Origin of the sequence: Citrobacter sp. RHB35-C17, from assembly GCF_013816795.1 — a bacterium.
GTDB lineage: Bacteria > Pseudomonadota > Gammaproteobacteria > Enterobacterales > Enterobacteriaceae > Citrobacter_A > Citrobacter_A amalonaticus.
Genome location: NZ_CP057150.1, coordinates 1,177,201 through 1,200,839 on the forward strand (window position 1 = coordinate 1,177,201; position 23,639 = coordinate 1,200,839).

Sequence of the window (23,639 nt, forward strand, 5' to 3'; positions counted from 1 at the left end):
TGAAACGGCTTATTCATTTTTCTTATCCGCAGTGAGCTCCTCATAGCTGAGCGTGTCACCGACTACGCGAACCGACCGGAAGCAGAATGGCACCAGCAGCGCGACGATAAGCGCCAGACAAATCAGATAGATAGTGATCTGACCAAACTGGGTGAAGGCGTTACCGATAATAATTCCCCACACTGCGAAATCGAAGTCAGCGAAGGTGCTGTTTTCAAAGCCCAGGTTCCCCAATGCCGGAAGCAGCATGGCTGGCAGGAAAGCAAGGAATATGCCGCCGATAAAGGAGGCGATGATGCAGCCGCGTTTACCGCCAAGCTTGTCGGCGAATACCCCGGAAGTCCCGCCACAGAAGAAGTGCGGTACCATGCCCGGAATAATCAGCGCCATTCCCAGTCCGCCCAACATGAGCATACCGACCAGACCGCCAACAAATGAGCTGATAAAGCCTACGACGACTGCCGTTGGGCTGAAGGTGAAGAAGACCGCGCAGTCAACAGCAGGGATCGAGTCAGGAATCAGCTTCTGGCTAATCCCCTGGAATGCCGGAACCAGATCGCCGAGGATCAGCCGCACGCCGTTGTAGACGATGGCGACGCCAACCGCAAACTGCAGACCGGTAAGAATAGAGAAGATCAACATGTTCTGATCCGTTATCGTACGGAGATATTCAGTGCCAGCGACGGCGCTGCATACAAAGTAGATAATGAACATCACAATCCCGGTTGTGACCGTGGTATCGCGCAGAAAACCCCACTTTTCTGAGATTTCAGTATCGGCGAATGAATTTGCCGGGTTACCGGTTTTGGTGGCGATCCAGGCTGAGATGTAATAGCCCAGGGAGCCAAAGTGTCCCATCGCGATACCGCCGTCTTCGGTCACCTGTTTGGTATAACGCTGGCCGATTGCCGGAGAAATGGCCGACCATGAGCCGAGCAAGAATCCGCCAATTAAAACCAACATCCAGCCGCGGAATTCCGCGGCCTGGAGAACCGCCGAAAACAGGCACGCCAGAAAGAACGAGTGGTGGCCGGTCAGAAAGATATATTTGTACTTGGTACAGCGAGCAATAATGAGGTTAAAAATAAAACCTAACAGCAAAATACTCATGGTTTCCACACCCAGCACCTTCTGTGCGACGGAAACAATGGCCTCGTTGTTAGGGATTACGCCGCGAATATTAAATCCGGCTTCGATAATTCCACCAAGCGGGTTCAGGTTGGCAACGATAACGCCAGCACCTGCGCTTAACATTAAATACCCTAAAATAGGTTTTAAGGTACCGGTGAGCAATTTATTCCCAGGAGAGCGCAGCGCCACTAAACCGACAAAGGCGATAATCCCCATCAGGAATGCGGGTTGGCTAAATATTTCTGATAAGAAACTAAGAATAGCCTGCATGATCGTTCCCTCAATAATGATTAAGAGTGAGTTGCAGCAATTTTGGTAAGTGCTTCGGTAATATCTTCAGCAATTTTCGCTTTATGCACGTAGCTGCGAATAATGGCGACGTTACAATGCGCAGGAAACTGGTTTGCCAGCTCTTTAATCGTGACATAAAGATCGGCTTTTTCTCCTACAGCGTTAGCGAAATCAACGGAAGCAACGTCGGCTTTGATGCCTAATTCATCACATATTTTTTTGACATTATTCGCAGCCATTAATGAACTGCCAATACCGTTACCACAAACCGTTCTGATAACTAACATAATGACTACTCCATTTGTTTTTGGATGAAATGTAATACTGAATGAATGTCATTTTCCTGCTGAAGAAAGGTCACGATATCGGACTCAATCAATGAGGCGATCAGCTGGATCATTTTTATATGACTATCGGCATCCGCGCCTGCAATGGCGATGATGACGTTAACCGGATCAAATTCCTCATGGCCAAAGGCAATTGGTTGTTGACTGGTGACTAAAGAAAATCCGGTCAGCAATGCGCCTTTTTCTGGCCGGGCATGGGGCATCGCCAGGCCATAGTCGATAACAATAGCGGAGCCGAAATCCCGGTAGACCTTAACCATTTCACTGACATATTCCGGGCGACAAATATTTTGTCGGACCAGTAACGAGCCAGCCAGTTCGATAGCCTGCTCGGGGCTGGAAATATTCTGCTTAAGCGTAATCAGTCCAGGGTTAAAAATAATGTCCATCATCCGATCCTTAATGCGTTCATATTCCTGAACATGATCATGGCCAAATATAGCAACAAAAATTATGGGACAGATCACATATGGATTTTTAAATGTTGAAGCCGATCACATCAGGGGAATGTTGGCGTTATTTTGTCGACAAACGTTTTATTTTTTATTTTGTTTTATATCAATGCGTTAGAGTTTACCTTTTTGGCGTGGAAGAAATGGAAAGGAAAGATAAGCAGTCAAATGTCTGAATTTAAAATGAAGAAATGCGATTTTTATCACAAATAATGGGGCGTTTTTTTCACAAAGTTTGAACGAGTTGGCAAAAATCAGGCTCGAGGGCGATCCTACTCATTGATGACATCAATATTTGTATGGCGATGCGTTAAAAAGGTGTTGCGTGATGGTAGGGTCAGGCGGTCAGAAACAAAAAAGGCTCGCCGTGGCGAGCCTTTTCGTTAATTCATGCCGATTACAGGCTGGAGACGTTTTCGGTCAGGTATTTTGCAACACCGTCCGGAGAGGCGTTCATACCTTCTTTGCCTTTTTCCCACTGTGCCGGGCAAACTTCACCGTGCTCTTCGTGGAACTGCAGCGCGTCAACCATACGCAGCATTTCGTCGATGTTACGACCCAGCGGCAGGTCGTTAACCACCTGGTGGCGAACCACGCCATTTGCGTCGATCAGGAAAGAACCACGCAGCGCAACGCCCGCTTCCGGATGTTCGATGCCATAGGCTTTCTGGATTTCACGCTTAACGTCAGCAACCATTGCGTATTTCACTGCACCGATGCCGCCTTTGTCGACAGGGGTGTTACGCCATGCGTTGTGGACGAATTCAGAGTCAAAAGAAACGCCAACCACTTCAACGCCGCGCTTCTGGAATTCTTCATAACGTTTGTCGAACGCGATCAGTTCAGACGGGCAAACGAAGGTGAAATCCATTGGCCAGAAGAACAGAACGGTCGTTTTGCCGTTGGTGTGCTGTTTGAAATTGAAGTTCTCAACAATCTCACCGCTACCGAGTACCGCAGCTGCTGTGAAATCCGGAGCCTGACGAGTCACCAGTACCATATTATTCTCCTGCAAAGTTAAGGGTTTTTGGAACGCAACGCGGGCCAGTATAGAAGGTGAAGGCGAATAAGACAAAGAGGCACTGGCAATCGTTCAGTGAGCTTTTACCTATCAATATTCTCAGGGGGTCCGGTAAGCGAAAGCGCCACCGGGCAAATCGCCTGGAGGCGGCTTTGCTTTATCCGGTCGACTGAACTACGGGTATCAGAGCGTTTTCTGCCTGGCTTGTTCCATCATGCGCGGATAAAACCGCCAGAAGCGCGCTTCCAGGGCATCATAATGGTTGTCCAGGTCATACCAGGAATCGCGAAGCGCATCCAGACGCGGTCGGCGACTCGCCATTCCGTTCAACACATTCTGAATAAAATCCATATCGCGATAACGCTCCAGCCACTTTTCCGACCACAGATAGTTGTTCAGATTGACAAAACGCGGCGGCGAATCGGGCAGAATAACCGACACCTGCTGATGGGCATAGCGCACGAACACCGGTAGCGGCATGTCCGGGGACAGCTGTGACCAGTGGCGCGACAGGAAATGATCCCACATCACGTCGAGCGTGATCGGCGCAACACGGCGCGTTTCTGGGCGAAACCACGTTTTGGCCTCCGTTACCTCGGGCAGGTTATCGGTTAGCACATCGATGCGGCGATGCATAAAAATACCGTCGACAACCTCCGGGCAATAGTCCTCTGCGGGGTTGCCGCGCACAAAATCGGCCAGCAAATTGCCGGAAAGAGAGCTGTCAGCGAGATGAGCGAGATGCAGATGAGCGAGAAAATTCATGCGTTTTATTTTTCCAGAAGCGGCTAGTTGTTGCAGCAAGAGGGTGTGAGCACTAGACTATGCCGCCTGTTTTTAAGTCACGAGTATACGTCATGCGCGTCGCCGATTTCTCCTTTGAACTACCTGAATCCCTGATTGCTCACTATCCCATGCCTGAGCGCAGCAGCTGTCGCTTACTGTCACTGGATGGGCCAACGGGCGAGCTGACGCACGGCACGTTCACCGATTTGCTCGACAAGCTCAACCCAGGCGATCTGCTGGTGTTTAATAATACCCGCGTGATCCCGGCGCGTCTGTTTGGCCGTAAAGCCAGCGGCGGTAAGATTGAAGTGCTGGTCGAACGTATGCTCGATGATAAACGTATTCTGGCACATATTCGCGCTTCTAAGGCGCCGAAACCGGGTGCGGAGCTGCTGCTGGGCGATGATGAGAGCATCAAAGCGACCATGACCGCGCGCCACGACGCGCTGTTCGAGGTGGAGTTTGATGACGCGCGCACGGTGCTCGATATCCTGAACGCCATCGGCCATATGCCGCTGCCGCCGTACATTGAGCGCCCGGATGAAGAAGCCGATCGCGAGCTTTACCAGACGGTATACAGCGAAAAGCCCGGTGCCGTTGCCGCGCCGACCGCGGGGCTGCACTTTGACGAACCGCTGCTGGAAAAACTGCGCGAGAAAGGTGTCGAGATGGCGTTTGTAACGCTGCACGTCGGCGCGGGGACATTCCAGCCGGTGCGTGTGGACACCATTGAAGATCACATCATGCACTCCGAATATGCGGAAGTGCCGCAAGAGGTGGTGGACGCGGTGCTGGCGGCGAAAACGCGCGGCAACCGGGTGATTGCGGTTGGCACGACCTCAGTGCGTTCTCTGGAGAGCGCGGCGCAGGCGGCGAAGAACGCGCTTATTGAACCGTTCTTTGGCGACACACAAATTTTCATCTATCCAGGTTATCAATACAAAGTGATTGATGCGCTGGTGACTAACTTCCATCTGCCTGAATCGACATTGATTATGCTGGTCTCGGCATTTGCCGGTTATCAGCACACGATGAATGCATACAAGGCTGCGGTAGAACAACATTATCGCTTTTTTAGCTACGGGGACGCGATGTTTATCACGTACAATCCGCAGGCTATTTCTGAGCGCGTCGGGGAGTAAATCCGCGGCGCAGGTTGACACGTTGGACTGTTTTTCTGACGTACTGGAGAAAAAATGAAATTCGAACTGGATACCACCGACGGACGCGCCCGCCGTGGCCGCCTGGTGTTTGATCGTGGCGTTGTGGAAACGCCTGCTTTTATGCCGGTGGGGACCTACGGCACTGTTAAAGGCATGACGCCGGAAGAAGTTGAAGCCACTGGCGCGCAGATTATCCTTGGTAATACCTTCCATCTCTGGCTGCGTCCAGGCCAGGAGATCATGAAGCTGCATGGCGACCTGCATGATTTCATGCAGTGGAAAGGCCCGATTCTGACGGACTCCGGCGGTTTCCAGGTTTTCAGCCTGGGTGATATCCGTAAGATCACCGAACAGGGCGTACACTTCCGCAATCCGATCAACGGCGATCCGATTTTCCTTGATCCAGAAAAGTCGATGGAGATTCAGTACGATCTCGGTTCCGATATTGTCATGATTTTTGACGAATGCACGCCGTACCCGGCGGACTGGGACTATGCTAAACGATCGATGGAGATGTCACTGCGTTGGGCGAAGCGTAGCCGCGACCGTTTTGATGGTCTGGGCAACAAAAATGCGCTTTTTGGCATCATTCAGGGCAGTGTTTACGAAGATTTACGTGATATCTCTGTGAAAGGTCTGGTAGAGATTGGCTTTGATGGCTACGCTGTCGGCGGTCTGGCTGTGGGTGAGCCGAAGGAAGATATGCATCGCATCCTTGAGCATGTTTGCCCGCAAATTCCGGCAGATAAACCGCGGTACCTGATGGGCGTCGGTAAACCTGAAGATCTGGTTGAAGGCGTGCGTCGCGGTATCGATATGTTTGACTGCGTGATGCCAACCCGCAATGCGCGTAATGGTCACCTGTTCGTGACCGATGGCGTGGTGAAAATTCGCAATGCGAAGCATAAGAGCGATACCAGCCCACTCGATGCTGAGTGTGATTGCTACACCTGTCGCAATTATTCACGTGCCTACTTGCATCATCTTGATCGTTGCAACGAAATATTGGGCGCGCGACTCAATACGATTCATAACCTGCGTTACTACCAGCGTTTGATGGCGGGTTTACGCAAGGCTATTGAAGAGGGTAAATTAGAGAGCTTCGTGACCGATTTTTACCAACGTCAGGGTCGACCGGTTCCACCTTTGAACGTTGATTAATTTTAATAATGAGGGAATTTGAATGAGCTTTTTTATTTCTGATGCGGTAGCGGCAACAGGTGCTCCGGCGCAGGGCAGCCCGATGTCTCTGATTCTGATGCTGGTGGTGTTTGGTCTGATTTTCTATTTCATGATCCTGCGTCCACAGCAGAAGCGCACTAAAGAGCATAAAAACCTGATGGCCTCCATCGCGAAAGGTGATGAAGTCCTGACTAACGGTGGCCTGGTAGGCCGAGTGACCAAAGTTGCAGAATCTGGTTACATCGCTATCGCACTGAACGATACCACTGAAGTGGTTATCAAACGTGATTTCGTAGCTGCCGTTCTGCCGAAAGGCACCATGAAGGCGCTGTAATAGTAACTTTTCCCTAAGGGAACTGCCGTGTTAAACCGTTATCCTTTGTGGAAGTACATCATGCTGATCGTCGTCATTGTCGTCGGCCTGCTGTATGCGCTTCCCAACCTGTATGGTGAGGATCCGGCCGTTCAAATCACTGGCGCGCGCGGTGTCGCCGCCAGTGAGCAAACGCTGATCCAGGTCCAGAATACGTTACAAAAAGAAAAAATTACCGCTAAGTCTGTGGCACTGGAAGAGGGCGCGATTCTTGCGCGCTTCGACACCACCGACACCCAACTGCGTGCACGTGAAGCGCTGGTGGACGTGCTGGGTGATAAATACGTCGTGGCGCTTAACCTTGCTCCGGCAACTCCGCGCTGGTTGGCGGCCATCAAAGCAGAACCGATGAAACTCGGTCTTGACCTGCGTGGCGGCGTTCACTTCCTGATGGAAGTGGATATGGATACCGCGCTGGGTAAACTGCAGGAACAAAATATCGATAGCCTGCGCAGCGATCTGCGTACAGAAGGCATCCCGTATACTACCGTTCGTAAAGAAGACAATTACGGCCTGAGCATCAACTTCCGTGATGCTGACGCACGTGATAAAGCGATTGCTTACCTCAGCAAGCGTCACCCGGATTTGGTTATCTCAAGTCAGGGCAGCAATGCGCTGCGCGCGGTGATGACCGATGCACGTCTGAGCGAAGCGCGTGAATACGCGGTACAACAGAACATCAATATCCTGCGTAACCGTGTGAACCAGTTGGGCGTCGCCGAACCGGTGGTACAGCGCCAGGGCGCGGATCGTATCGTGGTCGAGCTGCCGGGTATTCAGGACACGGCGCGTGCGAAAGAGATTCTTGGCGCGACAGCGACGCTGGAATTCCGTCTGGTCAACACCAACGTTGATCAGTCTGCGGCGGCATCCGGGCGTGTTCCAGGTGATTCCGAAGTGAAACAGACGCGTGAAGGTCAGCCGGTTGTGCTGTACAAACGCGTTATCCTGACCGGTGACCATATCACTGACTCCACTTCAAGCCAGGACGAATACAACCAACCGCAGGTAAACATCTCGCTGGATAGCGCAGGTGGCAACATCATGTCTAACTTCACCAAGGACAATATCGGTAAACCGATGGCGACCCTGTTTGTGGAGTACAAAGACAGCGGTAAAAAAGACGCTAACGGACGCGCGGTGCTGGTGAAACAGGAAGAGGTGATTAACATCGCCAACATCCAGTCTCGTCTGGGTAATAGCTTCCGTATTACCGGGATCAACAACCCGAACGAAGCGCGTCAGCTTTCTCTGCTGCTACGTGCCGGTGCGCTGATTGCGCCGATTCAGATTGTTGAAGAGCGGACCATCGGTCCAACGCTGGGGATGCAGAACATCAAGCAGGGCCTGGAAGCGTGTCTGGCCGGTCTGGCGGTGTCCATCCTGTTCATGATTCTGTTCTACAAGAAATTTGGTCTGATTGCGACCAGCGCGTTGATTGCTAACCTGGTACTGATTGTTGGCATTATGTCGCTGTTGCCGGGGGCAACGCTGAGTATGCCGGGGATTGCGGGGATCGTCTTAACCCTTGCCGTCGCCGTCGATGCGAACGTCCTGATCAACGAACGTATCAAAGAAGAGTTGAGTAACGGACGTTCGGTGCAGCAGGCGATCAACGAAGGGTATGCGGGCGCCTTCAGTTCCATCTTTGATGCGAACATTACGACGCTGATTAAGGTCATTATCCTGTACGCTGTCGGCACCGGGGCAATTAAAGGGTTCGCGATTACTACCGGTATCGGTGTGGCGACGTCGATGTTTACCGCGATCGTCGGTACTCGTGCCATCGTAAACCTGTTGTATGGCGGCAAGCGCGTCAAAAAGCTGTCAATCTGAGGAGTGCGAAGTGGCACAGGAATATACTGTTGAACAATTGAACCACGGCCGTAAAGTCTGGGACTTTATGCGCTGGGACTACTGGGCTTTCGGCATCTCAGGCCTGTTGCTGGTATTGGCCATCATCGTGATGGGTGTGCGCGGCTTTAACTGGGGTCTCGATTTCACCGGTGGTACGGTGATTGAAATCACGCTGGAAAAACCGGCTGAGATGGACGTGATGCGCGACGCGCTGGAAAAAGCGGGCTTTGTTGATCCGCTTTTACAGAACTTCGGCAGCAGTCACGACATCATGGTCCGTATGCCGCCGACCGAAGGGGCCAACGGCGGCCAGGTGCTGGGCAGCAAAGTGTTGAGTGTGATTAATGAATCCACCAACCAGAACGCAGCGGTGAAGCGTATTGAATTCGTCGGACCGAGCGTAGGTGCCGATCTGGCGCAAACCGGTGCGATGGCGCTGCTGGCAGCGCTGATCTCCATCCTGGTTTACGTTGGTATCCGTTTCGAATGGCGACTGGCGGCGGGCGTGGTTATCGCGCTGGCGCACGACGTCATCATTACGCTGGGGATCCTGTCGTTATTCCATATCGAGATCGACCTGACTATCGTGGCATCGCTGATGTCCGTTATCGGTTACTCGCTTAACGACAGCATCGTGGTGTCTGACCGTATTCGTGAAAACTTCCGCAAAATTCGTCGCGGGACGCCTTACGAAATCTTTAACGTGTCACTGACCCAGACGCTGCACCGTACGTTGATTACCTCCGGTACGACGTTAATGGTTATCCTGATGCTGTTCCTGTTTGGTGGTCCGGTGCTGGAAGGCTTCTCGCTGACTATGCTTATCGGGGTGTCCATCGGTACGGCATCGTCCATTTACGTGGCATCGGCGCTGGCGTTGAAACTTGGTATGAAGCGCGAGCATATGCTGCAACAGAAAGTCGAGAAAGAAGGGGCGGATCAGCCGTCAATTCTGCCGTAACCCGATTTTCAGTTCACGCTCAGAAATCCCGGTCATTCGATCGGGATTTTTCTTTTCTTCCTTTCTCTTGTCCTGCAATCACTCCTGACACTATGCTGTCAGGAGCCCTGTTTTATCCTCTTCCTGAACTTACCCACACAGGCAGGAGGAACGATGAAAAGCATTATTAACTGGTTTGAAATTCCCGTAACGGATATGGAACGCGCGATTGCGTTTTATGAGCCGGTCATGGGGCTGTCGCTGCGTCGTGAAAAAATGGATTTTGCCGATCTGGCGGTTTTCCCGTATGACGAACCGGCCGCCGGTGGGGCGTTGGCGAAGTTTGATGGCATCGCGCCTTCATTACAGGGCGCCATTATTTATCTGCATACGGACGATCTCAGCGCCACGCTGGATCGCGTCGCCAGTGCCGGTGGCAACTGCGTTTTTGGTCCGCTCGATCTCGGTAAAGAGATTGGTACCATCGCGCTGTTTACTGACAGCGAAGGCAATCGTGTGGGGTTACATCAACCGGCTTAATCACAGAGAGCAACTATGACCCGTCGCGCTGACCGTTTATTTCAGATAGTCCAGATCCTGCGTGGCAGGCGGCTGACAACGGCAGCGCTGCTGGCGGAGCGGCTTGAGGTGTCAGAGCGGACGATCTATCGTGATATCCGTGACCTTTCGCTCTCCGGCGTGCCGGTCGAAGGGGAGGCGGGAAGCGGCTATCGGCTGATGGCGGGGTTTGATCTCCCGCCGCTGATGCTAACGCACCGGGAATCGGAAGCGCTGATTGCCGCCATTCGTCTGCTGCACACCTGGGGCGGTGATCTGCTCTCCAGAGAACTGGAGTCGGCGCAGGAAAAGGTGCTGGCGATATTACCGGAAGAAAGCCGACGTAAAGCCGAGCAGGCACGTATTTTCGCGCCGGATTTTGGCAGGCTACAGCATTCACGTAGCGCGTTCGATATGATCCACCGGGCGGTGAGCACGCAACAGGTGCTGGCGTTACATTATCGTGATGAGGCGGGGCAGCTCACCTGGCGGGATGTGCAGCCGTTAGGCATTTTTTTCCAGGGAGAGTTCTGGCTGCTGGTAGCCTGGTGCGAACGGCGCGAGGACTATCGCTGTTTTCGTGTCGATCGCTGTTTAAGCATCACGCCGCTCGACAGGCGATTTAGCGAGTGTGCCGATCGATCGCTGAGTGATTTTTTACGTAAGATCCGCGACGAAACGCACGCATAAAAAAGCCAGCGCTCTGGCTGGCTTTTGCAGGAAAGGAATGTTATCAGAAGTTGTAGCCGACAACCAGATAGCCACCCCAGCCGGTAGATTTCACGTTGAAGTTACCTTTGCCGAAGTTCAGCTCTGCGTCGTCGTTCCACTGACCCCCGTTGTGCCAGTAACGCGCTACGACCGAATAGTGCCAGTGGTCGTAGTTCAGCGCCAGAATATGGCTGGAGGCGATGGAGTCGTTGGTACGCGCTTTGTTGCCGTTCAGATCGGAGAAGTCGTTGTCGCCCAGATCGGAACCCCAGTCAAAGTTGGTGAAACCGATATAGCTCAGGTTACCGCCCCACAGTTCGGTAATCGGAACAAAGTATTTCACTTTGAAACGGTAGCCGTCCCACTCGTTTTCGTTAGCGGCGCCATAGTTCTGCCACTGATATTTCGCATATACGTTCAGAGACAAACTCATCGGCAGGCCAGTATCAATATCGGTACCCAGACCCATGTACCAGGTGCTCTGACGGCCATCTTTGTTACGACCCATGTCGTAGATGTAGTTATTGGCGAAGTACCACTCTTTAAACGGACCGAAGCTCAGGTCAGTGCCAGTCAGTTTGTCGATGGAGAAACGCGGTTCGATTTCCATAAACAGCGGAGAACCGTGATTCCAGATCCCTTTCGCGTCGGTGTTACCCCCGAAGAAAACCGGCGCATCCATGTAGCCATAGAAGTCAAACCAGTCTTTCTTCGCGAAAGCTTCATATTCCAGGTAGGTATCGTTACGGAGCTGCGGTCCGAAACGGGTGTGATAGCTACCGACGACGTTGACGCTCTGGTGCCACCAGTCTGAAAGATACTGCGGTTTGTCATTTTCCGCAGCATTTGCGGTGAATGTCGAGGAGAGCGCGAGCACGGCACCGGCTGCAAGTAATGTTTTTTTCATATTGTATGCCACTGTTTGAAATCCCTGACGGGAGTGAAAAAGGCGCAAATAGCGTTTCTGAATAATTCATGTTTCTGGGAGCCTATTATAGAAATCATTGCTCACAAAAATATGTCTTGTTTCACAGTTCTATCATTCACGTAATCGATTGCGTTCACGTTTGCGTATTTTAGCGCGGCGATTGTACTGACTTTCATGCTGATTGCCAACGTTGACAAAAACTGACGTGGATGTCAGTGGAGTCACAAAAAGAGGCGGAGGGATGTTGCGGAACGCACAAAACGTTCCGCAAGGAGGTTTATTGCGTAACAGGCTGGATGTCGTGGATACGCACAAATCCTAACTGGTCTGGGGTGAGGTTATTCAGTTGCAGCGGGATGTCCACATCGCTCGGTGCCAGCACGCTGGCCGGGGCATTGATCAACTGATTCTGCACATTCACTTCCTGATAATTGTCAGTAGTTCCCTGAATTTGCCCATATTCAACGGTGCCGCTAAAGGCCGGCAGCGGATCGTTGGATTCCCCCTGAATGCGCAGCGTCACCCGGGTGCCAGCGGCATTCGGCGCAATGTTGATAAGCGACATGCGCAGTGTGCCTATCTGACTGTTCAGCCGTGCGGGCGTATTGGAGCCCGGTAGCAGGTAAACACCACGGGTGGATTTAACGTTCAGACTGTTTTGCTGAGTAATCTTCACGGTTTCCTGATTAAGCTGATTCATCTCTTTATTCAGCGTTGAAACGCTTTGATGCATCTGGCGCACTTCGCTTTGTTGCGCGCAGGCGCTCAGACTAAAGAGACTTCCCACCAGGAGAATTCTTAGGTAACGTCTTGTCATCTCTCTTATTTCCTGAATAGTCGCGATACCATAATGGTAGTTCGTAATATGATCAAAGACATCGATCCATTGTCTCAAAAGCGTTGCGCCTTTGTTGTCACGTCAGTTCAGGTTAAAATAGATTTCTGTTAACCACCTGGTCAGGACGCCGTATGCATTGCCCATTCTGTTTCGCCGTAGACACTAAGGTAATTGACTCTCGTCTTGTGGGCGAGGGCTCTTCTGTACGCCGCCGTCGGCAGTGTCTGGTTTGTAATGAACGTTTCACTACCTTTGAAGTGGCAGAACTGGTAATGCCACGCGTTGTGAAAAGCAACGACGTGCGCGAACCGTTTAATGAAGAAAAGCTGCGCAGTGGAATGCAACGCGCGCTGGAAAAGCGTCCGGTGAGTTCCGATGACGTCGAAATGGCGTTGAATCATATTAAGTCGCAACTGCGCGCCACCGGCGAACGTGAAGTCCCCAGTAAGATGATTGGCAATCTGGTGATGGAACAATTGAAAAAACTCGATAAAGTCGCCTATATCCGCTTTGCCTCGGTTTACCGCAGCTTCGAAGATATTAAAGAATTTGGCGAAGAGATCGCTCGCCTACAGGATTAAGCCATGCAGGATGAGTTATACATGGCGCGAGCGCTGAAGCTGGCGCAGCGCGGGCGGTTTACCACCCATCCCAACCCTAACGTCGGCTGCGTGATCGTCAATAACGGCGAGATTGTCGGTGAAGGTTATCACCATCGTGCGGGCGAACCGCATGCGGAAGTGCATGCCTTGCGCATGGCGGGCGAAAAGGCCAAAGGGGCCACTGCGTACGTCACGCTTGAGCCCTGTAGTCATCATGGCCGCACGCCGCCGTGCTGCGACGCGCTGATCGCCGCGGGCGTTTCTCGCGTGGTGGCGGCGATGCAGGACCCGAATCCACAAGTGGCGGGACGCGGATTATACCGTTTGCAGCAGGCGGGCATTGACGTCAGCCACGGGCTGATGATGAGTGAAGTCGAAGCGTTAAATAAAGGTTTTCTCAAACGGATGCGCACCGGGTTTCCGTATGTGCAACTGAAACTCGGCGCTTCGCTGGACGGCCGTACAGCGATGGCCAGCGGCGAAAGTCAGTGGATTACCTCTCCCGAGGCGCGACGTGATGTTCAGCGTCTACGCGCGCAAAGCCATGCCATTTTAACCAGCAGCGCGACGGTGCTGGCGGACGATCCGCAGCTCACCGTGCGCTGGTCAGAACTCGGCGAGGCGACACAAGCTCTTTATCCGCAGGATGCCGTGCGTCAGCCGGTGCGAATTGTGATAGACAGTCAGAACCGCGTAGCGCCGGAGCACCGCCTGGTACAGCAGCCAGGAGAAACCTGGATTGCGCGCACCAAAGAAGACGCACGCGTCTGGCCCGATTCGGTTCGCACGATTTTGGTGCCGGAGCATAACGGGCATCTGGATCTGGTGGTGCTGATGATGTTGCTCGGCAAACAGCAAATTAACAGTCTGTGGGTGGAGGCCGGGCCGACGCTCGCCGGTGCGCTCTTGCAGGCCGGAGTGGTTGACGAGCTTATCGTCTATCTTGCGCCTAAACTGTTAGGCAGTGACGCCAGGGGATTATGTGTGTTGCCAGGGCTTGAGAAACTGGCTGACGCCCCCCATTTCAAATTCAATGAGATACGCCAGGTGGGCCCGGACGTTTGCCTGCATTTAACCCCTGCGTGAGGCTTTCGAATTATCGAATTATTGGAAGCAGCGCACAGAATATTATGATAAAATCCGCCCCCCTTACGGGGCCATATCGAACCCGAAGGAAGAATATGAACATTATTGAAGCTAACGTTGCTACTCCGGACGCTCGCGTCGCCATCACCATTGCGCGTTTCAACAACTTTATCAATGACAGCCTGCTGGAAGGTGCGATTGACGCCCTGAAACGTATTGGTCAGGTCAAAGATGAAAACATTACCGTCGTTTGGGTTCCAGGTGCCTACGAACTGCCGCTGGCAGCAGGCGCGCTGGCGAAAACCGGTAAATATGACGCGGTGATTGCACTGGGTACGGTTATTCGTGGCGGCACAGCTCACTTCGAATATGTCGCTGGCGGTGCAAGCAACGGCCTGGCGCATGTCGCTCAGGACAGCGAAATTCCGGTCGCCTTTGGCGTCCTGACCACCGAAAGCATTGAACAAGCTATCGAACGTGCTGGCACCAAAGCTGGCAACAAGGGCGCGGAAGCTGCACTGACCGCGCTTGAAATGATTAATGTATTGAAAGCCATCAAGGCCTGATTTTTGTAAGGGGAAATCCGTGAAACCTGCTGCTCGTCGCCGCGCTCGTGAGTGTGCCGTTCAGGCGCTCTACTCCTGGCAGTTGTCCCAGAACGACATCGCTGATGTTGAATACCAGTTCCTGGCAGAACAGGACGTGAAAGATGTTGACGTCATGTACTTCCGTGAACTGCTGTCCGGGGTGGCGACTAACAGCGCGTACCTGGATGGCCTGATGAAGCCTTACCTGTCTCGTCTGCTGGAAGAGCTGGGTCAGGTGGAAAAAGCCGTACTGCGTATTGCGCTGTTCGAGCTGTCAAAACGCAGTGATGTGCCATATAAAGTGGCCATCAACGAAGCGATTGAACTGGCAAAAACGTTCGGCGCGGAAGACAGCCACAAGTTCGTCAATGGCGTTCTGGATAAAGCAGCGCCTGCGATTCGCCCCAACAAAAAGTAATCTCCAGGCCGTCAGTGAAGTGGAAGCGATTCCTCTCCCCTGGCGGCTTTTTCTTTTTTTCTGCTGAGGCATAACGTATGGCATGCGGCGAATTTTCCCTGATTGCCCGTTATTTTGACCGTGTCAGAAGCTCTCGTCTTGACGTCGAAACCGGTATTGGCGACGACTGTGCACTTCTGAACATCCCTGATAAACAGACGCTGGCAATCAGCACCGATACGCTGGTGGCGGGCAACCACTTCCTGACCGACATTGATCCTGCCGATCTGGCGTACAAAGCGCTGGCGGTGAACTTAAGCGATCTGGCGGCAATGGGGGCCGATCCGGCGTGGCTGACGCTGGCGATCACCCTGCCTGAGGTGGACGAACGCTGGCTGGAAACCTTCAGCGACAGTCTGTTTGATCTCCTGAATTATTACGATATGCAACTGATTGGCGGCGACACCACGCGGGGGCCGCTGTCGATGACATTGGGTATCCACGGCTTTGTTCCTGCCGGGCGCGCACTGAAACGCTCTGGGGCGAAACCGGGCGACTGGATTTACGTGACCGGCACGCCGGGTGATAGCGCCGCAGGTCTGGCGATTTTGCAGAACCGTTTGCAGGTTGCCGATGAGGGTGACCGCGAATATTTGCTCAAACGTCACCTGCGTCCGACGCCGCGTATTTTGCAGGGCCAGGCGCTGCGCGATCTGGCCAGTTCAGCGATTGATCTCTCTGACGGACTGATTTCCGATCTTGGGCATATTGTTAAAGCCAGCGCCTGTGGCGCGCGCGTCGATCTCGATGCGCTGCCGTGGTCAGGCGCGATGACGCGTCACGTCGAGCCCGAACAGGCGCTGCGCTGGGCGTTGTCCGGTGGTGAAGACTATGAGTTATGCTTTACGGTACCGGAACTGAACCGCGGCGCGCTGGAGGTGGCTATGGGACAGCTTGGCGTTGCCTTTACCTGCATTGGGCAGATGAGCGCGGATGTGGAAGGGATTCATTTCATGCGTGACGGAACGTCTGTGACTTTTGACTGGAAAGGATATGACCATTTTGCCACGCCATAAAGATGTCGCCAAAAGCCGCCTGAATCTGCTTAACCCGTGGCATTTACTGGCGACCGGGTTTGGTAGCGGCCTCAGTCCGATTGTTCCAGGTACGATGGGATCGCTGGCGGCGATTCCCTTCTGGTATCTGATGACCTTTCTGCCGTGGCAACTCTATTCACTGGTGGTGATGCTGGGCATCTGTATCGGCGTCTATCTTTGCCATCAGACGGCAAAAGACATGGGCGTGCACGATCACGGCAGTATCGTCTGGGATGAATTCATCGGAATGTGGATCACGCTGATGGCGCTGCCGACCCTCGACTGGCGGTGGGTCGCCGCCGGGTTTGTGATTTTCCGTATTCTGGATATGTGGAAGCCGTGGCCGATCCGTTGGTTCGATCGCAATGTACATGGCGGGATGGGGATCATGGTGGACGATATTGTCGCCGGAGTGATTTCCGCGGGGATCCTCTATTTCATCGGACATCACTGGCCGATCGGGATTATTTGACGGGTGATGCCGGTGCCGGATGACGGCGTTAACGCCTTATCCGGCCAGGGATCGTGTGCGTAGGCCCGATAAGCAAAGCGCCATCGGGCAATGTGAGGCTATTTAAATCCGGCGATCGGATGCGGTTTATACGGTGTTTCCAGCTCGGCGATGTGCTCGGGTTTCAGCGTGAGATCCACGGCGTTCAACAACTCATCGAGCTGTTCTTCCCGCGATGAGCCGATAATCGGCGCGGCAATCCCTGGTTTGCTTAACAGCCACGCCAGCGCCACCTGGGCACGCGTTGCGCCAAGCTCTTCGCTCACGCCGGCCAGCCGGGCGGCAATTTGCGCATCATTTTCGTCGCTTTCGCTATACAGCTTTTTCCCCACTTCGTCAGAAACCAGGCGCGCCGTGGTTTCGCCCCACGGACGCGTCAGACGCCCGCGGGCCAGCGGGCTCCACGGGATCACCGCCACACCTTCCTGATAGCACAGCGGCAGCATTTCGCGTTCTTCCTCGCGGTAGATGAGGTTGTAGTGGTCCTGCATACTGACAAACTGCGCCCAGCCGTGCTGTTTTTGCAGCGCCAGCGCCTGGGCAAACTGCGACGCATGCATTGATGACGCGCCGATATAACGCGCTTTACCGGCCTTGACCACATCGTTTAACGCTTCCAGCGTCTCTTCAATCGGCGTGTTGTAATCCCAACGGTGAATTTGCAGGATATCGACGTAGTCCATCCCCAACCGTCTCAGACTGTCATCAATAGAACGCAGGATTTGCGCGCGGGATAATCCTTCCGGCAGGTCATCCACCCGATTAAACACTTTAGTGGCGACCACCACCTCATCACGACGGGCGAAATCGCGCAGTGCGCGACCGACAATCTCTTCACTGCTGCCGGCTGAATAGTTGTTCGAGGTATCGAAAAAGTTGATGCCGCCCTCAAGGGCGCGCTGGATGATAGGGCGACTGCTCTCTTCGGGAAGCGTCCAGGCGTGGTTTCCACGATTCGGCTCGCCGAACGTCATGCAGCCCAGACAAAGGCGGGAAACCCGGAGGTCCGTTTTTCCTAAGATGTTGTATTGCATTATTTCGCTCCTGTTATGCTCGTTATTCAGTAAGCATAGCAGGAGCGAAGTGGTGATTATGCCAACCAGGCCTTGATTTTCGCCTCAATGCCTGCGGCATCCAGACCCAACCCGGCACGGGCTTCATCCTGAGTTCCTTGCGGAATGAAGAAGTCCGGCAGGCCAATATTCAGGACAGGAACCGGTTTGCGGTGCGCCATCAGCACTTCGTTCACGCCGCTACCGGCCCCGCCCATAATGGCGTTTTCTTCCAGCGTCACCAGCACCTCATGACACGCTGCCATTTCAAGGATCAGGGCTTCATCCAGCGGTTTCACAAAGCGCATGTCGACCAGTGTGGCGTTGAGGGATTCCGCGACTTTCGCCGCATCTGGCATCAGCGTACCGAAGTTGAGGATCGCCAGCTTTTCGCCGCGACGCTTCACCACGCCTTTTCCGATCGGTAGTTTTTCCAGCGGTGTCAGCTCAACGCCGACGGCATTTCCGCGTGGATAGCGCACCGCCGTTGGGCCATCGCTGTAGTGATAACCGGTAAACAGCATCTGGCGGCATTCGTTTTCATCGCTCGGGGTCATGATGACCATGTCCGGGATGCAGCGCAGATAGGAGAGATCGAACGCCCCCTGGTGCGTTTGTCCGTCAGCCCCGACAATCCCCGCACGATCAATCGCAAACATGACCGGTAGCTTTTGGATCGCCACATCATGAATCACCTGATCGTATGCGCGTTGCAGGAACGTTGAGTAGATAGCGACAACCGGCTTGTAACCGCCAATCGCCAGTCCGGCAGCGAAGGTCACCGCGTGCTGCTCGGCAATCGCCACGTCAAAGTAGCGGTCCGGGAATTTACGCGAGAATTCGACCATGCCGGATCCTTCGCGCATGGCTGGGGTGATCGCCATCAGCTTACTGTCTTTGGCCGCCGTTTCGCACAACCAGTCGCCGAAGATTTTCGAATAGCTCGGCAGACCGCCGCTGCTTTTCGGCAGACAACCGCTGGACGGATCGAATTTCGGTACGGCGTGGAAAGTAATGGGGTCTTTTTCCGCCGGCTCATAACCCCGACCTTTCTTGGTCATGATATGCAGGAACTGCGGACCTTTCAGGTCGCGCATGTTTTTCAGCGTGGTGATAAGTCCCAGGACATCGTGACCGTCGACCGGGCCGATGTAGTTAAAGCCCAGTTCTTCAAACAGCGTGCCGGGCACGACCATGCCTTTAATATGTTCTTCGGTGCGTTTGAGCAGTTCTTTAATCGGCGGTACGCCAGAGAATACTTTTTTTCCGCCTTCGCGCAGGGAAGAGTAAAGTTTACCGGAGAGCAACTGCGCGAGGTGATTGTTCAGCGCGCCGACGTTCTCAGATATCGACATTTCGTTATCGTTGAGGATGACCAGCATGTCGGGTTTGATATCGCCCGCATGGTTCATCGCCTCGAATGCCATCCCGGCGGTAATCGCCCCGTCGCCAATCACGCAGACGGTACGGCGATCTTTACCCTCTTTTTCCGCAGCAACCGCCACGCCGATGCCTGCGCTGATCGAGGTGGAGGAGTGACCCACGCTCAGGACGTCGTATTCACTTTCACCGCGCCACGGGAACGGGTGCAGGCCGCCTTTCTGGCGGATAGTGCCAATTTTATCGCGACGACCGGTCAAAATCTTGTGCGGATAAGCCTGATGACCCACGTCCCAGATGAGCTGGTCAAACGGGGTGTTATAGACATAGTGTAGCGCCACAGTCAGCTCGACCGTGCCCAGCCCGGAGGCGAAGTGTCCGCTGGAACGACTGACGCTGTCGAGTAAATAGCGGCGCAGTTCGTCGCAGAGTTTCGGCAGACTCTCTTTTGGTAGCAGTCGTAACTCCTGGGTGGAGTCGACCAGTGCCAGGGTAGGGTATTTGGCGATATCAAAACTCATCAGAGGCCTTTAAGTAAGACAGAGTGTTTATTTATTACGCTGGATTATGTAGTCCGCTAGCGCTTCCAGTGCCGAGGTATCGAGTGACTGTGCGGCCAGTTGGTTTAGCGACTGGCGAGCCTCTGCGATTAAATCCCGGGCTTTATTCCGGGCTTGCTCAAGGCCCAGAAGTGCAGGATAGGTACTTTTGCCAAGCTGCTGATCGGCGCCCTGACGTTTACCCAACGTTGCAGTATCGCCCACCACATCCAGAATGTCATCCTGAACCTGGAATGCCAGACCGATACTTTCTGCGTATTTGTCGAGTATTGGCAGTGCATTTCTGCCTTTTTCTCCGGCACTTAACGCCCCCAGGCGAACCGCGGCGCGAATCAACGCGCCCGTCTTATGACGATGGATTTTCTCCAGCGCCTCCAGCGGCACCTGTTTACCTTCGGCGTCGAGATCCAGCGCCTGACCACCGCACATTCCGGCGATGCCACTGGCGCTCGCCAGCTCGGAAATCATTGCGATTCGATCGCGGTCAGCAACTTCCGGCATCGGGGCGTCGCTGATAATCGAGAATGCCAGCGTTTGCAGGGCATCACCCGCCAGAATCGCATTGGCCTCGCCAAACTTGACGTGACAGGTCGGCAGGCCGCGACGCAGATCGTCATCGTCCATTGCAGGCAGATCGTCATGGATCAGCGAGTAAGCATGAATGCACTCAACGGCGGCTGCCGGGGCATCCAGCGTGTTCAGGCTGATACCAAACATCTGACCGGTGGCATACACCAGAAACGGACGCAGACGTTTACCGCCTAATAATGCGCCATACTGCATGGTTTCGACCACGGGAGTGTTCTGAAAGGGCAGTGGGGCAATAAAACGGCTCAGCGCCTGGTTGGCCTGCTCGACGCAGGCCTGAAGCTGCTGCGAAAAATCCATTTACTCGTTATCCGCTGTAAAAGGCGTAGGGGATGCGTCTTCATTGTCAGACAGCAGAATTTGCACACGCTGTTCAGCCTGTTGCAATTTCACCTGACCCTGACGTGCCAGCTGCACGCCACGTTCGAATTCGTTCAGCGCCTCTTCCAGCGGCAGATCGCCACTTTCCAGACGCGTTACAATTTGCTCCAGCTCGTTCAGCGACGTTTCAAAGCTGACCGGCGCCTCATTTTTCTTCGCCATAATAAATGTCGGACTCTCAGTATTTTCAGCCCTGATATGGTAACGGACTCAGAGCAATTATCAAATTTACCCACCCAACTTCAGGCTGCATGTACGTTGGCCGCATTCGCTCACTCCAGCCGCTTACGTGTTTAGCGCCAGGGGATATTCCCCTTTGCCGCCCGCCTGCAACTTGAATTATTGAGGGTATAACGCGCAATGTGCACAGGAATCGCGTGATAGTGGTATACTTCCGCGCCTGGATGCAGCCGCTTAACGGGGTTGCTGTACTATTTCTCCACGACAAGCCGTAACTGGCTTGCTAAAGAACCATTGCCGCCATGAAGTTTATCATTAAATTGTTCCCGGAAATCACCATCAAAAGCCAATCTGTGCGTTTGCGCTTTATAAAAATGCTGACCGGGAACATTCGTAACGTTTTAAAGCACTATGATGAGACCCTCGCCGTGGTCCGTCACTGGGATAACATCGAAGTTCGCGCGAAAGATGAAAACCAGCGTCTGGCGATCCGCGACGCGCTGACCCGTATCCCGGGGATTCACCACATTCTCGAAGTTGAAGACGTGCCGTTTACCGATATGCACGATATTTTCGAGAAGGCGCTGGTGCAGTACCGCGATCAACTGGAAGGCAAAACCTTCTGCGTGCGCGTTAAACGTCGCGGTAAACACGAGTTTAGCTCTATTGACGTGGAACGTTACGTAGGCGGCGGTTTAAATCAGCATATTGAATCGGCGCGCGTGAAGCTGACCAATCCAGACGTTACTGTGCATCTGGAAGTGGAAGATGATCGTCTGTTGCTGATCAAAGGCCGTTACGAAGGGATCGGCGGTTTCCCGATCGGGACCCAGGAAGACGTACTGTCGCTGATCTCCGGCGGCTTCGACTCCGGCGTTTCCAGCTATATGCTGATGCGTCGTGGCTGCCGCGTTCACTACTGTTTCTTTAACCTCGGCGGCGCGGCCCATGAAATCGGCGTTCGTCAGGTGGCGCACTATCTGTGGAACCGCTTCGGCAGTTCGCATCGCGTGCGTTTTGTCGCCATCAACTTTGAACCGGTGGTCGGCGAGATCCTCGAGAAAGTGGATGACGGCCAGATGGGCGTGGTACTGAAACGTATGATGGTTCGTGCGGCGTCGAAAGTGGCGGAGCGCTATGGCGTGCAGGCGCTGGTCACCGGCGAAGCGCTGGGACAGGTCTCCAGCCAGACGCTGACCAACCTGCGTCTGATCGATAACGTCTCCGATACGCTGATTCTGCGTCCGCTGATCTCTTACGATAAAGAGCACATCATCAATCTGGCGCGCCAGATTGGGACTGAAGATTTTGCCCGCACCATGCCGGAATACTGCGGCGTGATTTCAAAAAGCCCAACGGTGAAAGCCATCAAGGCGAAGATTGAAGCGGAAGAACAGAACTTTGACTTCAGCATCCTCGACAAAGTGGTCGAAGAAGCCAGTAATATCGATATTCGCGACATCGCGCAGCAGACCCAGCAGGACGTGGTGGAAGTTGAAACCGTCAGCGGTTTTGGCCCGAACGACGTGATTCTGGATATCCGCTCCATCGACGAGCAGGACGATAAGCCGCTGAAGGTAGAAGGTGTCGATGTGGTTTCACTGCCGTTCTACAAGCTGAGCACTCAATTCGGCGATCTCGACCAGAATAAAACCTGGCTGTTGTGGTGCGAGCGCGGCGTGATGAGTCGTCTGCAGGCGCTGTATCTGCGCGAACAGGGCTTTGAGAATGTGAAGGTGTATCGCCCGTAATCGCGATTTTCCCCGGCCATCCGCGCCGGGGGAATCTTACTCCTGCAGATGAAGCGCTTCGACGCTTCTCACTAACTGCCCGGCAATCTGCGGCATGTCGTCTGCACTGAAGAACCCCATCGTCACGGCAATCGCCACCAGCTCTCCCTTTTCATTCCGTAGCGGACAGGCAATCGACTGTGCGCCAGGGATCCCCTGTGTCGGATGGTGACGCACCGCGTAGCCCCGAGAGCGTATCTGCTCGATCAGTTGTGCCTGCGCCTGGTTTTGCGGCTGATAAGTGGAATAACTCATGAATACCTGACCCGCTGAACTGGCGTGAAGCGGAACGGGCGTGTTGGGTAGAAAATCGATATCTACATTACGGAAGCTGCGATTGTAGTGCTTCAGCACTAATCCGCCGTCCGTCTCAACCACCACGCCGGTAGAGTGGTTATAGGTATCGCGAAACGCGATCAGCGCCGTATTGAGTTCACTCACCGGATCGCGTGCTGCTGTTGGATTCCCCGCCATCTGAAGAAGGGTTGACCCCAGGCAGTAAAGTCCTTTTTCGTTTTGCCCCAGCATACCGGTTCGACAGAGTGAGACCAGATACTTGTGTAAACGACTTTTCGACAAATTGCATCCCGTGGCGATATCGATGGCCCGTGTCTGGCCGTTTTGACTGGCAACAAACGCCAGAATATTGACGGCGATATCAACCGAATTGACCCCTTGCGATGTTTCAGCCATATGCGTTCTCTTTTTTGATTCTTCGCGAGTATACCATCGCGGCTGAAATCAGTACTGCCTTCGCAATTTAAAAAGCGCACTACGCCTAAATGGTTAGATGTTGACCTGGGTCAGGTTAATTACTGGTGAACCTGGGTTAACTAATAATGAACTATTT

Annotated in this window: 26 protein-coding genes; 14 read left to right on the top strand and 12 right to left on the bottom strand. The window is 53.6% G+C overall.

All coding sequences use genetic code 11. The annotated features are described in order from the left end of the window. Nucleotides 1–9 precede the first annotated feature (9 nt). From HVZ37_RS05515 to acpH, 5 genes are all read right to left on the bottom strand, one after another. Complete coding sequence (locus HVZ37_RS05515) at nucleotides 10–1,401, bottom strand: PTS ascorbate transporter subunit IIC (RefSeq protein WP_044258993.1); 1,392 nt, start codon at nucleotides 1,399–1,401, stop codon at nucleotides 10–12. 20 nt (nucleotides 1,402–1,421) lie between these two features. After that, nucleotides 1,422–1,709 carry a PTS sugar transporter subunit IIB gene (locus HVZ37_RS05520; protein ID WP_004099415.1) on the bottom strand — a complete coding sequence of 96 codons (288 nt, stop codon included), beginning with the start codon at nucleotides 1,707–1,709 and terminating at the stop codon, nucleotides 1,422–1,424. A 5-nt stretch (nucleotides 1,710–1,714) separates the two neighbouring features. Beyond that, nucleotides 1,715–2,158: a PTS sugar transporter subunit IIA gene (locus HVZ37_RS05525; protein WP_044268241.1), complete on the bottom strand. Its 444-nt coding sequence runs from the start codon at nucleotides 2,156–2,158 to the stop codon at nucleotides 1,715–1,717. 460 nt (nucleotides 2,159–2,618) lie between these two features. Then, the gene (locus HVZ37_RS05530) at nucleotides 2,619–3,221 is read right to left on the bottom strand and encodes a peroxiredoxin (protein WP_043001608.1); all 603 of its coding nucleotides are present in this window, start codon (nucleotides 3,219–3,221) and stop codon (nucleotides 2,619–2,621) included. A 204-nt stretch (nucleotides 3,222–3,425) separates the two neighbouring features. Continuing rightward, nucleotides 3,426–4,007 carry an ACP phosphodiesterase gene (gene acpH / locus HVZ37_RS05535; protein ID WP_061070472.1) on the bottom strand — a complete coding sequence of 194 codons (582 nt, stop codon included), beginning with the start codon at nucleotides 4,005–4,007 and terminating at the stop codon, nucleotides 3,426–3,428. Nucleotides 4,008–4,099: 92 nt separating this feature from the next. Between acpH and queA the strand changes: the two genes are divergently transcribed. The 7 genes from queA (at nucleotide 4,100) to HVZ37_RS05570 (ending at nucleotide 10,791) form a co-directional block, all read left to right on the top strand. Then, nucleotides 4,100–5,170, top strand: coding sequence for a tRNA preQ1(34) S-adenosylmethionine ribosyltransferase-isomerase QueA (gene queA, locus HVZ37_RS05540; RefSeq protein WP_044258985.1), 1,071 nt, complete (start codon nucleotides 4,100–4,102; stop codon nucleotides 5,168–5,170). A 54-nt stretch (nucleotides 5,171–5,224) separates the two neighbouring features. Next, the gene (gene tgt, locus HVZ37_RS05545) at nucleotides 5,225–6,352 is read left to right on the top strand and encodes a tRNA guanosine(34) transglycosylase Tgt (RefSeq protein WP_012133574.1); all 1,128 of its coding nucleotides are present in this window, start codon (nucleotides 5,225–5,227) and stop codon (nucleotides 6,350–6,352) included. 22 nt (nucleotides 6,353–6,374) lie between these two features. Beyond that, nucleotides 6,375–6,707: a preprotein translocase subunit YajC gene (yajC, locus tag HVZ37_RS05550; RefSeq protein ID WP_042324569.1), complete on the top strand. Its 333-nt coding sequence runs from the start codon at nucleotides 6,375–6,377 to the stop codon at nucleotides 6,705–6,707. A 27-nt stretch (nucleotides 6,708–6,734) separates the two neighbouring features. Then, nucleotides 6,735–8,582, top strand: a complete 1,848-nt coding sequence (gene secD / locus HVZ37_RS05555; RefSeq protein ID WP_071888433.1) for a protein translocase subunit SecD — start codon at nucleotides 6,735–6,737, stop codon at nucleotides 8,580–8,582. Between the two features lie 10 nt (nucleotides 8,583–8,592). Further along, the gene (gene secF / locus HVZ37_RS05560) at nucleotides 8,593–9,564 is read left to right on the top strand and encodes a protein translocase subunit SecF (RefSeq protein WP_043001604.1); all 972 of its coding nucleotides are present in this window, start codon (nucleotides 8,593–8,595) and stop codon (nucleotides 9,562–9,564) included. A 153-nt stretch (nucleotides 9,565–9,717) separates the two neighbouring features. Continuing rightward, nucleotides 9,718–10,083: a VOC family protein gene (locus tag HVZ37_RS05565; protein ID WP_044258981.1), complete on the top strand. Its 366-nt coding sequence runs from the start codon at nucleotides 9,718–9,720 to the stop codon at nucleotides 10,081–10,083. 15 nt (nucleotides 10,084–10,098) lie between these two features. After that, nucleotides 10,099–10,791 (top strand): YafY family protein, encoded by a 693-nt coding sequence (locus tag HVZ37_RS05570; protein WP_125339498.1) that lies wholly within the window; start codon nucleotides 10,099–10,101, stop codon nucleotides 10,789–10,791. 43 nt (nucleotides 10,792–10,834) lie between these two features. Here HVZ37_RS05570 and HVZ37_RS05575 read toward each other — a convergent pair whose 3' ends face one another. Both HVZ37_RS05575 and HVZ37_RS05580 read right to left on the bottom strand, forming a co-directional pair. Further along, entirely contained in the window at nucleotides 10,835–11,719 is an 885-nt protein-coding gene (locus HVZ37_RS05575; protein WP_044258980.1) for a nucleoside-specific channel-forming protein Tsx, read from the bottom strand. Nucleotides 11,720–12,017: 298 nt separating this feature from the next. Further along, nucleotides 12,018–12,557, bottom strand: a complete 540-nt coding sequence (locus tag HVZ37_RS05580) for a DUF3251 domain-containing protein (RefSeq protein WP_043001600.1) — start codon at nucleotides 12,555–12,557, stop codon at nucleotides 12,018–12,020. A gap of 152 nt (nucleotides 12,558–12,709) precedes the next feature. Between HVZ37_RS05580 and nrdR the strand changes: the two genes are divergently transcribed. The 6 genes from nrdR (at nucleotide 12,710) to pgpA (ending at nucleotide 16,819) form a co-directional block, all read left to right on the top strand. Next, nucleotides 12,710–13,159: a transcriptional regulator NrdR gene (gene nrdR / locus HVZ37_RS05585; RefSeq protein WP_042324561.1), complete on the top strand. Its 450-nt coding sequence runs from the start codon at nucleotides 12,710–12,712 to the stop codon at nucleotides 13,157–13,159. A 3-nt stretch (nucleotides 13,160–13,162) separates the two neighbouring features. After that, nucleotides 13,163–14,266 carry a bifunctional diaminohydroxyphosphoribosylaminopyrimidine deaminase/5-amino-6-(5-phosphoribosylamino)uracil reductase RibD gene (gene ribD, locus HVZ37_RS05590; protein ID WP_043001599.1) on the top strand — a complete coding sequence of 368 codons (1,104 nt, stop codon included), beginning with the start codon at nucleotides 13,163–13,165 and terminating at the stop codon, nucleotides 14,264–14,266. A gap of 95 nt (nucleotides 14,267–14,361) precedes the next feature. Beyond that, nucleotides 14,362–14,832 (top strand): 6,7-dimethyl-8-ribityllumazine synthase, encoded by a 471-nt coding sequence (gene ribE / locus HVZ37_RS05595; RefSeq protein ID WP_001021161.1) that lies wholly within the window; start codon nucleotides 14,362–14,364, stop codon nucleotides 14,830–14,832. A 19-nt stretch (nucleotides 14,833–14,851) separates the two neighbouring features. Then, nucleotides 14,852–15,271, top strand: a complete 420-nt coding sequence (gene nusB / locus HVZ37_RS05600) for a transcription antitermination factor NusB (protein WP_042285962.1) — start codon at nucleotides 14,852–14,854, stop codon at nucleotides 15,269–15,271. A 77-nt stretch (nucleotides 15,272–15,348) separates the two neighbouring features. Further along, nucleotides 15,349–16,326, top strand: a complete 978-nt coding sequence (gene thiL, locus HVZ37_RS05605; RefSeq protein WP_043001598.1) for a thiamine-phosphate kinase — start codon at nucleotides 15,349–15,351, stop codon at nucleotides 16,324–16,326. Then, nucleotides 16,304–16,819, top strand: coding sequence for a phosphatidylglycerophosphatase A (pgpA, locus tag HVZ37_RS05610; RefSeq protein ID WP_043001597.1), 516 nt, complete (start codon nucleotides 16,304–16,306; stop codon nucleotides 16,817–16,819). Before thiL ends, pgpA begins: the two co-directional genes overlap by 23 nt. 98 nt (nucleotides 16,820–16,917) lie before the next feature. Here the strand turns inward: pgpA and HVZ37_RS05615 are convergent, their stop codons facing one another. Genes HVZ37_RS05615 through xseB form a run of 4 tightly spaced genes read right to left on the bottom strand, consistent with a single transcriptional unit; the run spans nucleotide 16,918 to nucleotide 20,981 of the window. Further along, on the bottom strand, nucleotides 16,918–17,892 hold the full coding sequence (locus HVZ37_RS05615) for an aldo/keto reductase (RefSeq protein WP_043001596.1): 975 nt from the start codon (nucleotides 17,890–17,892) through the stop codon (nucleotides 16,918–16,920). Nucleotides 17,893–17,948: 56 nt separating this feature from the next. Further along, on the bottom strand, nucleotides 17,949–19,811 hold the full coding sequence (gene dxs / locus HVZ37_RS05620) for a 1-deoxy-D-xylulose-5-phosphate synthase (RefSeq protein ID WP_043001595.1): 1,863 nt from the start codon (nucleotides 19,809–19,811) through the stop codon (nucleotides 17,949–17,951). Between the two features lie 27 nt (nucleotides 19,812–19,838). Continuing rightward, nucleotides 19,839–20,738: a (2E,6E)-farnesyl diphosphate synthase gene (gene ispA, locus HVZ37_RS05625; RefSeq protein WP_043001594.1), complete on the bottom strand. Its 900-nt coding sequence runs from the start codon at nucleotides 20,736–20,738 to the stop codon at nucleotides 19,839–19,841. Beyond that, a complete protein-coding gene (xseB, locus tag HVZ37_RS05630) occupies nucleotides 20,739–20,981 on the bottom strand; it encodes an exodeoxyribonuclease VII small subunit (protein WP_042324547.1) in 243 nt (80 codons plus the stop codon). A 320-nt stretch (nucleotides 20,982–21,301) separates the two neighbouring features. Between xseB and thiI the strand changes: the two genes are divergently transcribed. Beyond that, complete coding sequence (gene thiI / locus HVZ37_RS05635; protein WP_043001593.1) at nucleotides 21,302–22,750, top strand: tRNA uracil 4-sulfurtransferase ThiI; 1,449 nt, start codon at nucleotides 21,302–21,304, stop codon at nucleotides 22,748–22,750. Between the two features lie 36 nt (nucleotides 22,751–22,786). Here thiI and HVZ37_RS05640 read toward each other — a convergent pair whose 3' ends face one another. Further along, a complete protein-coding gene (locus tag HVZ37_RS05640) occupies nucleotides 22,787–23,482 on the bottom strand; it encodes a helix-turn-helix domain-containing protein (RefSeq protein ID WP_181628186.1) in 696 nt (231 codons plus the stop codon). Between the last annotated feature and the right edge of the window lie 157 nt (nucleotides 23,483–23,639).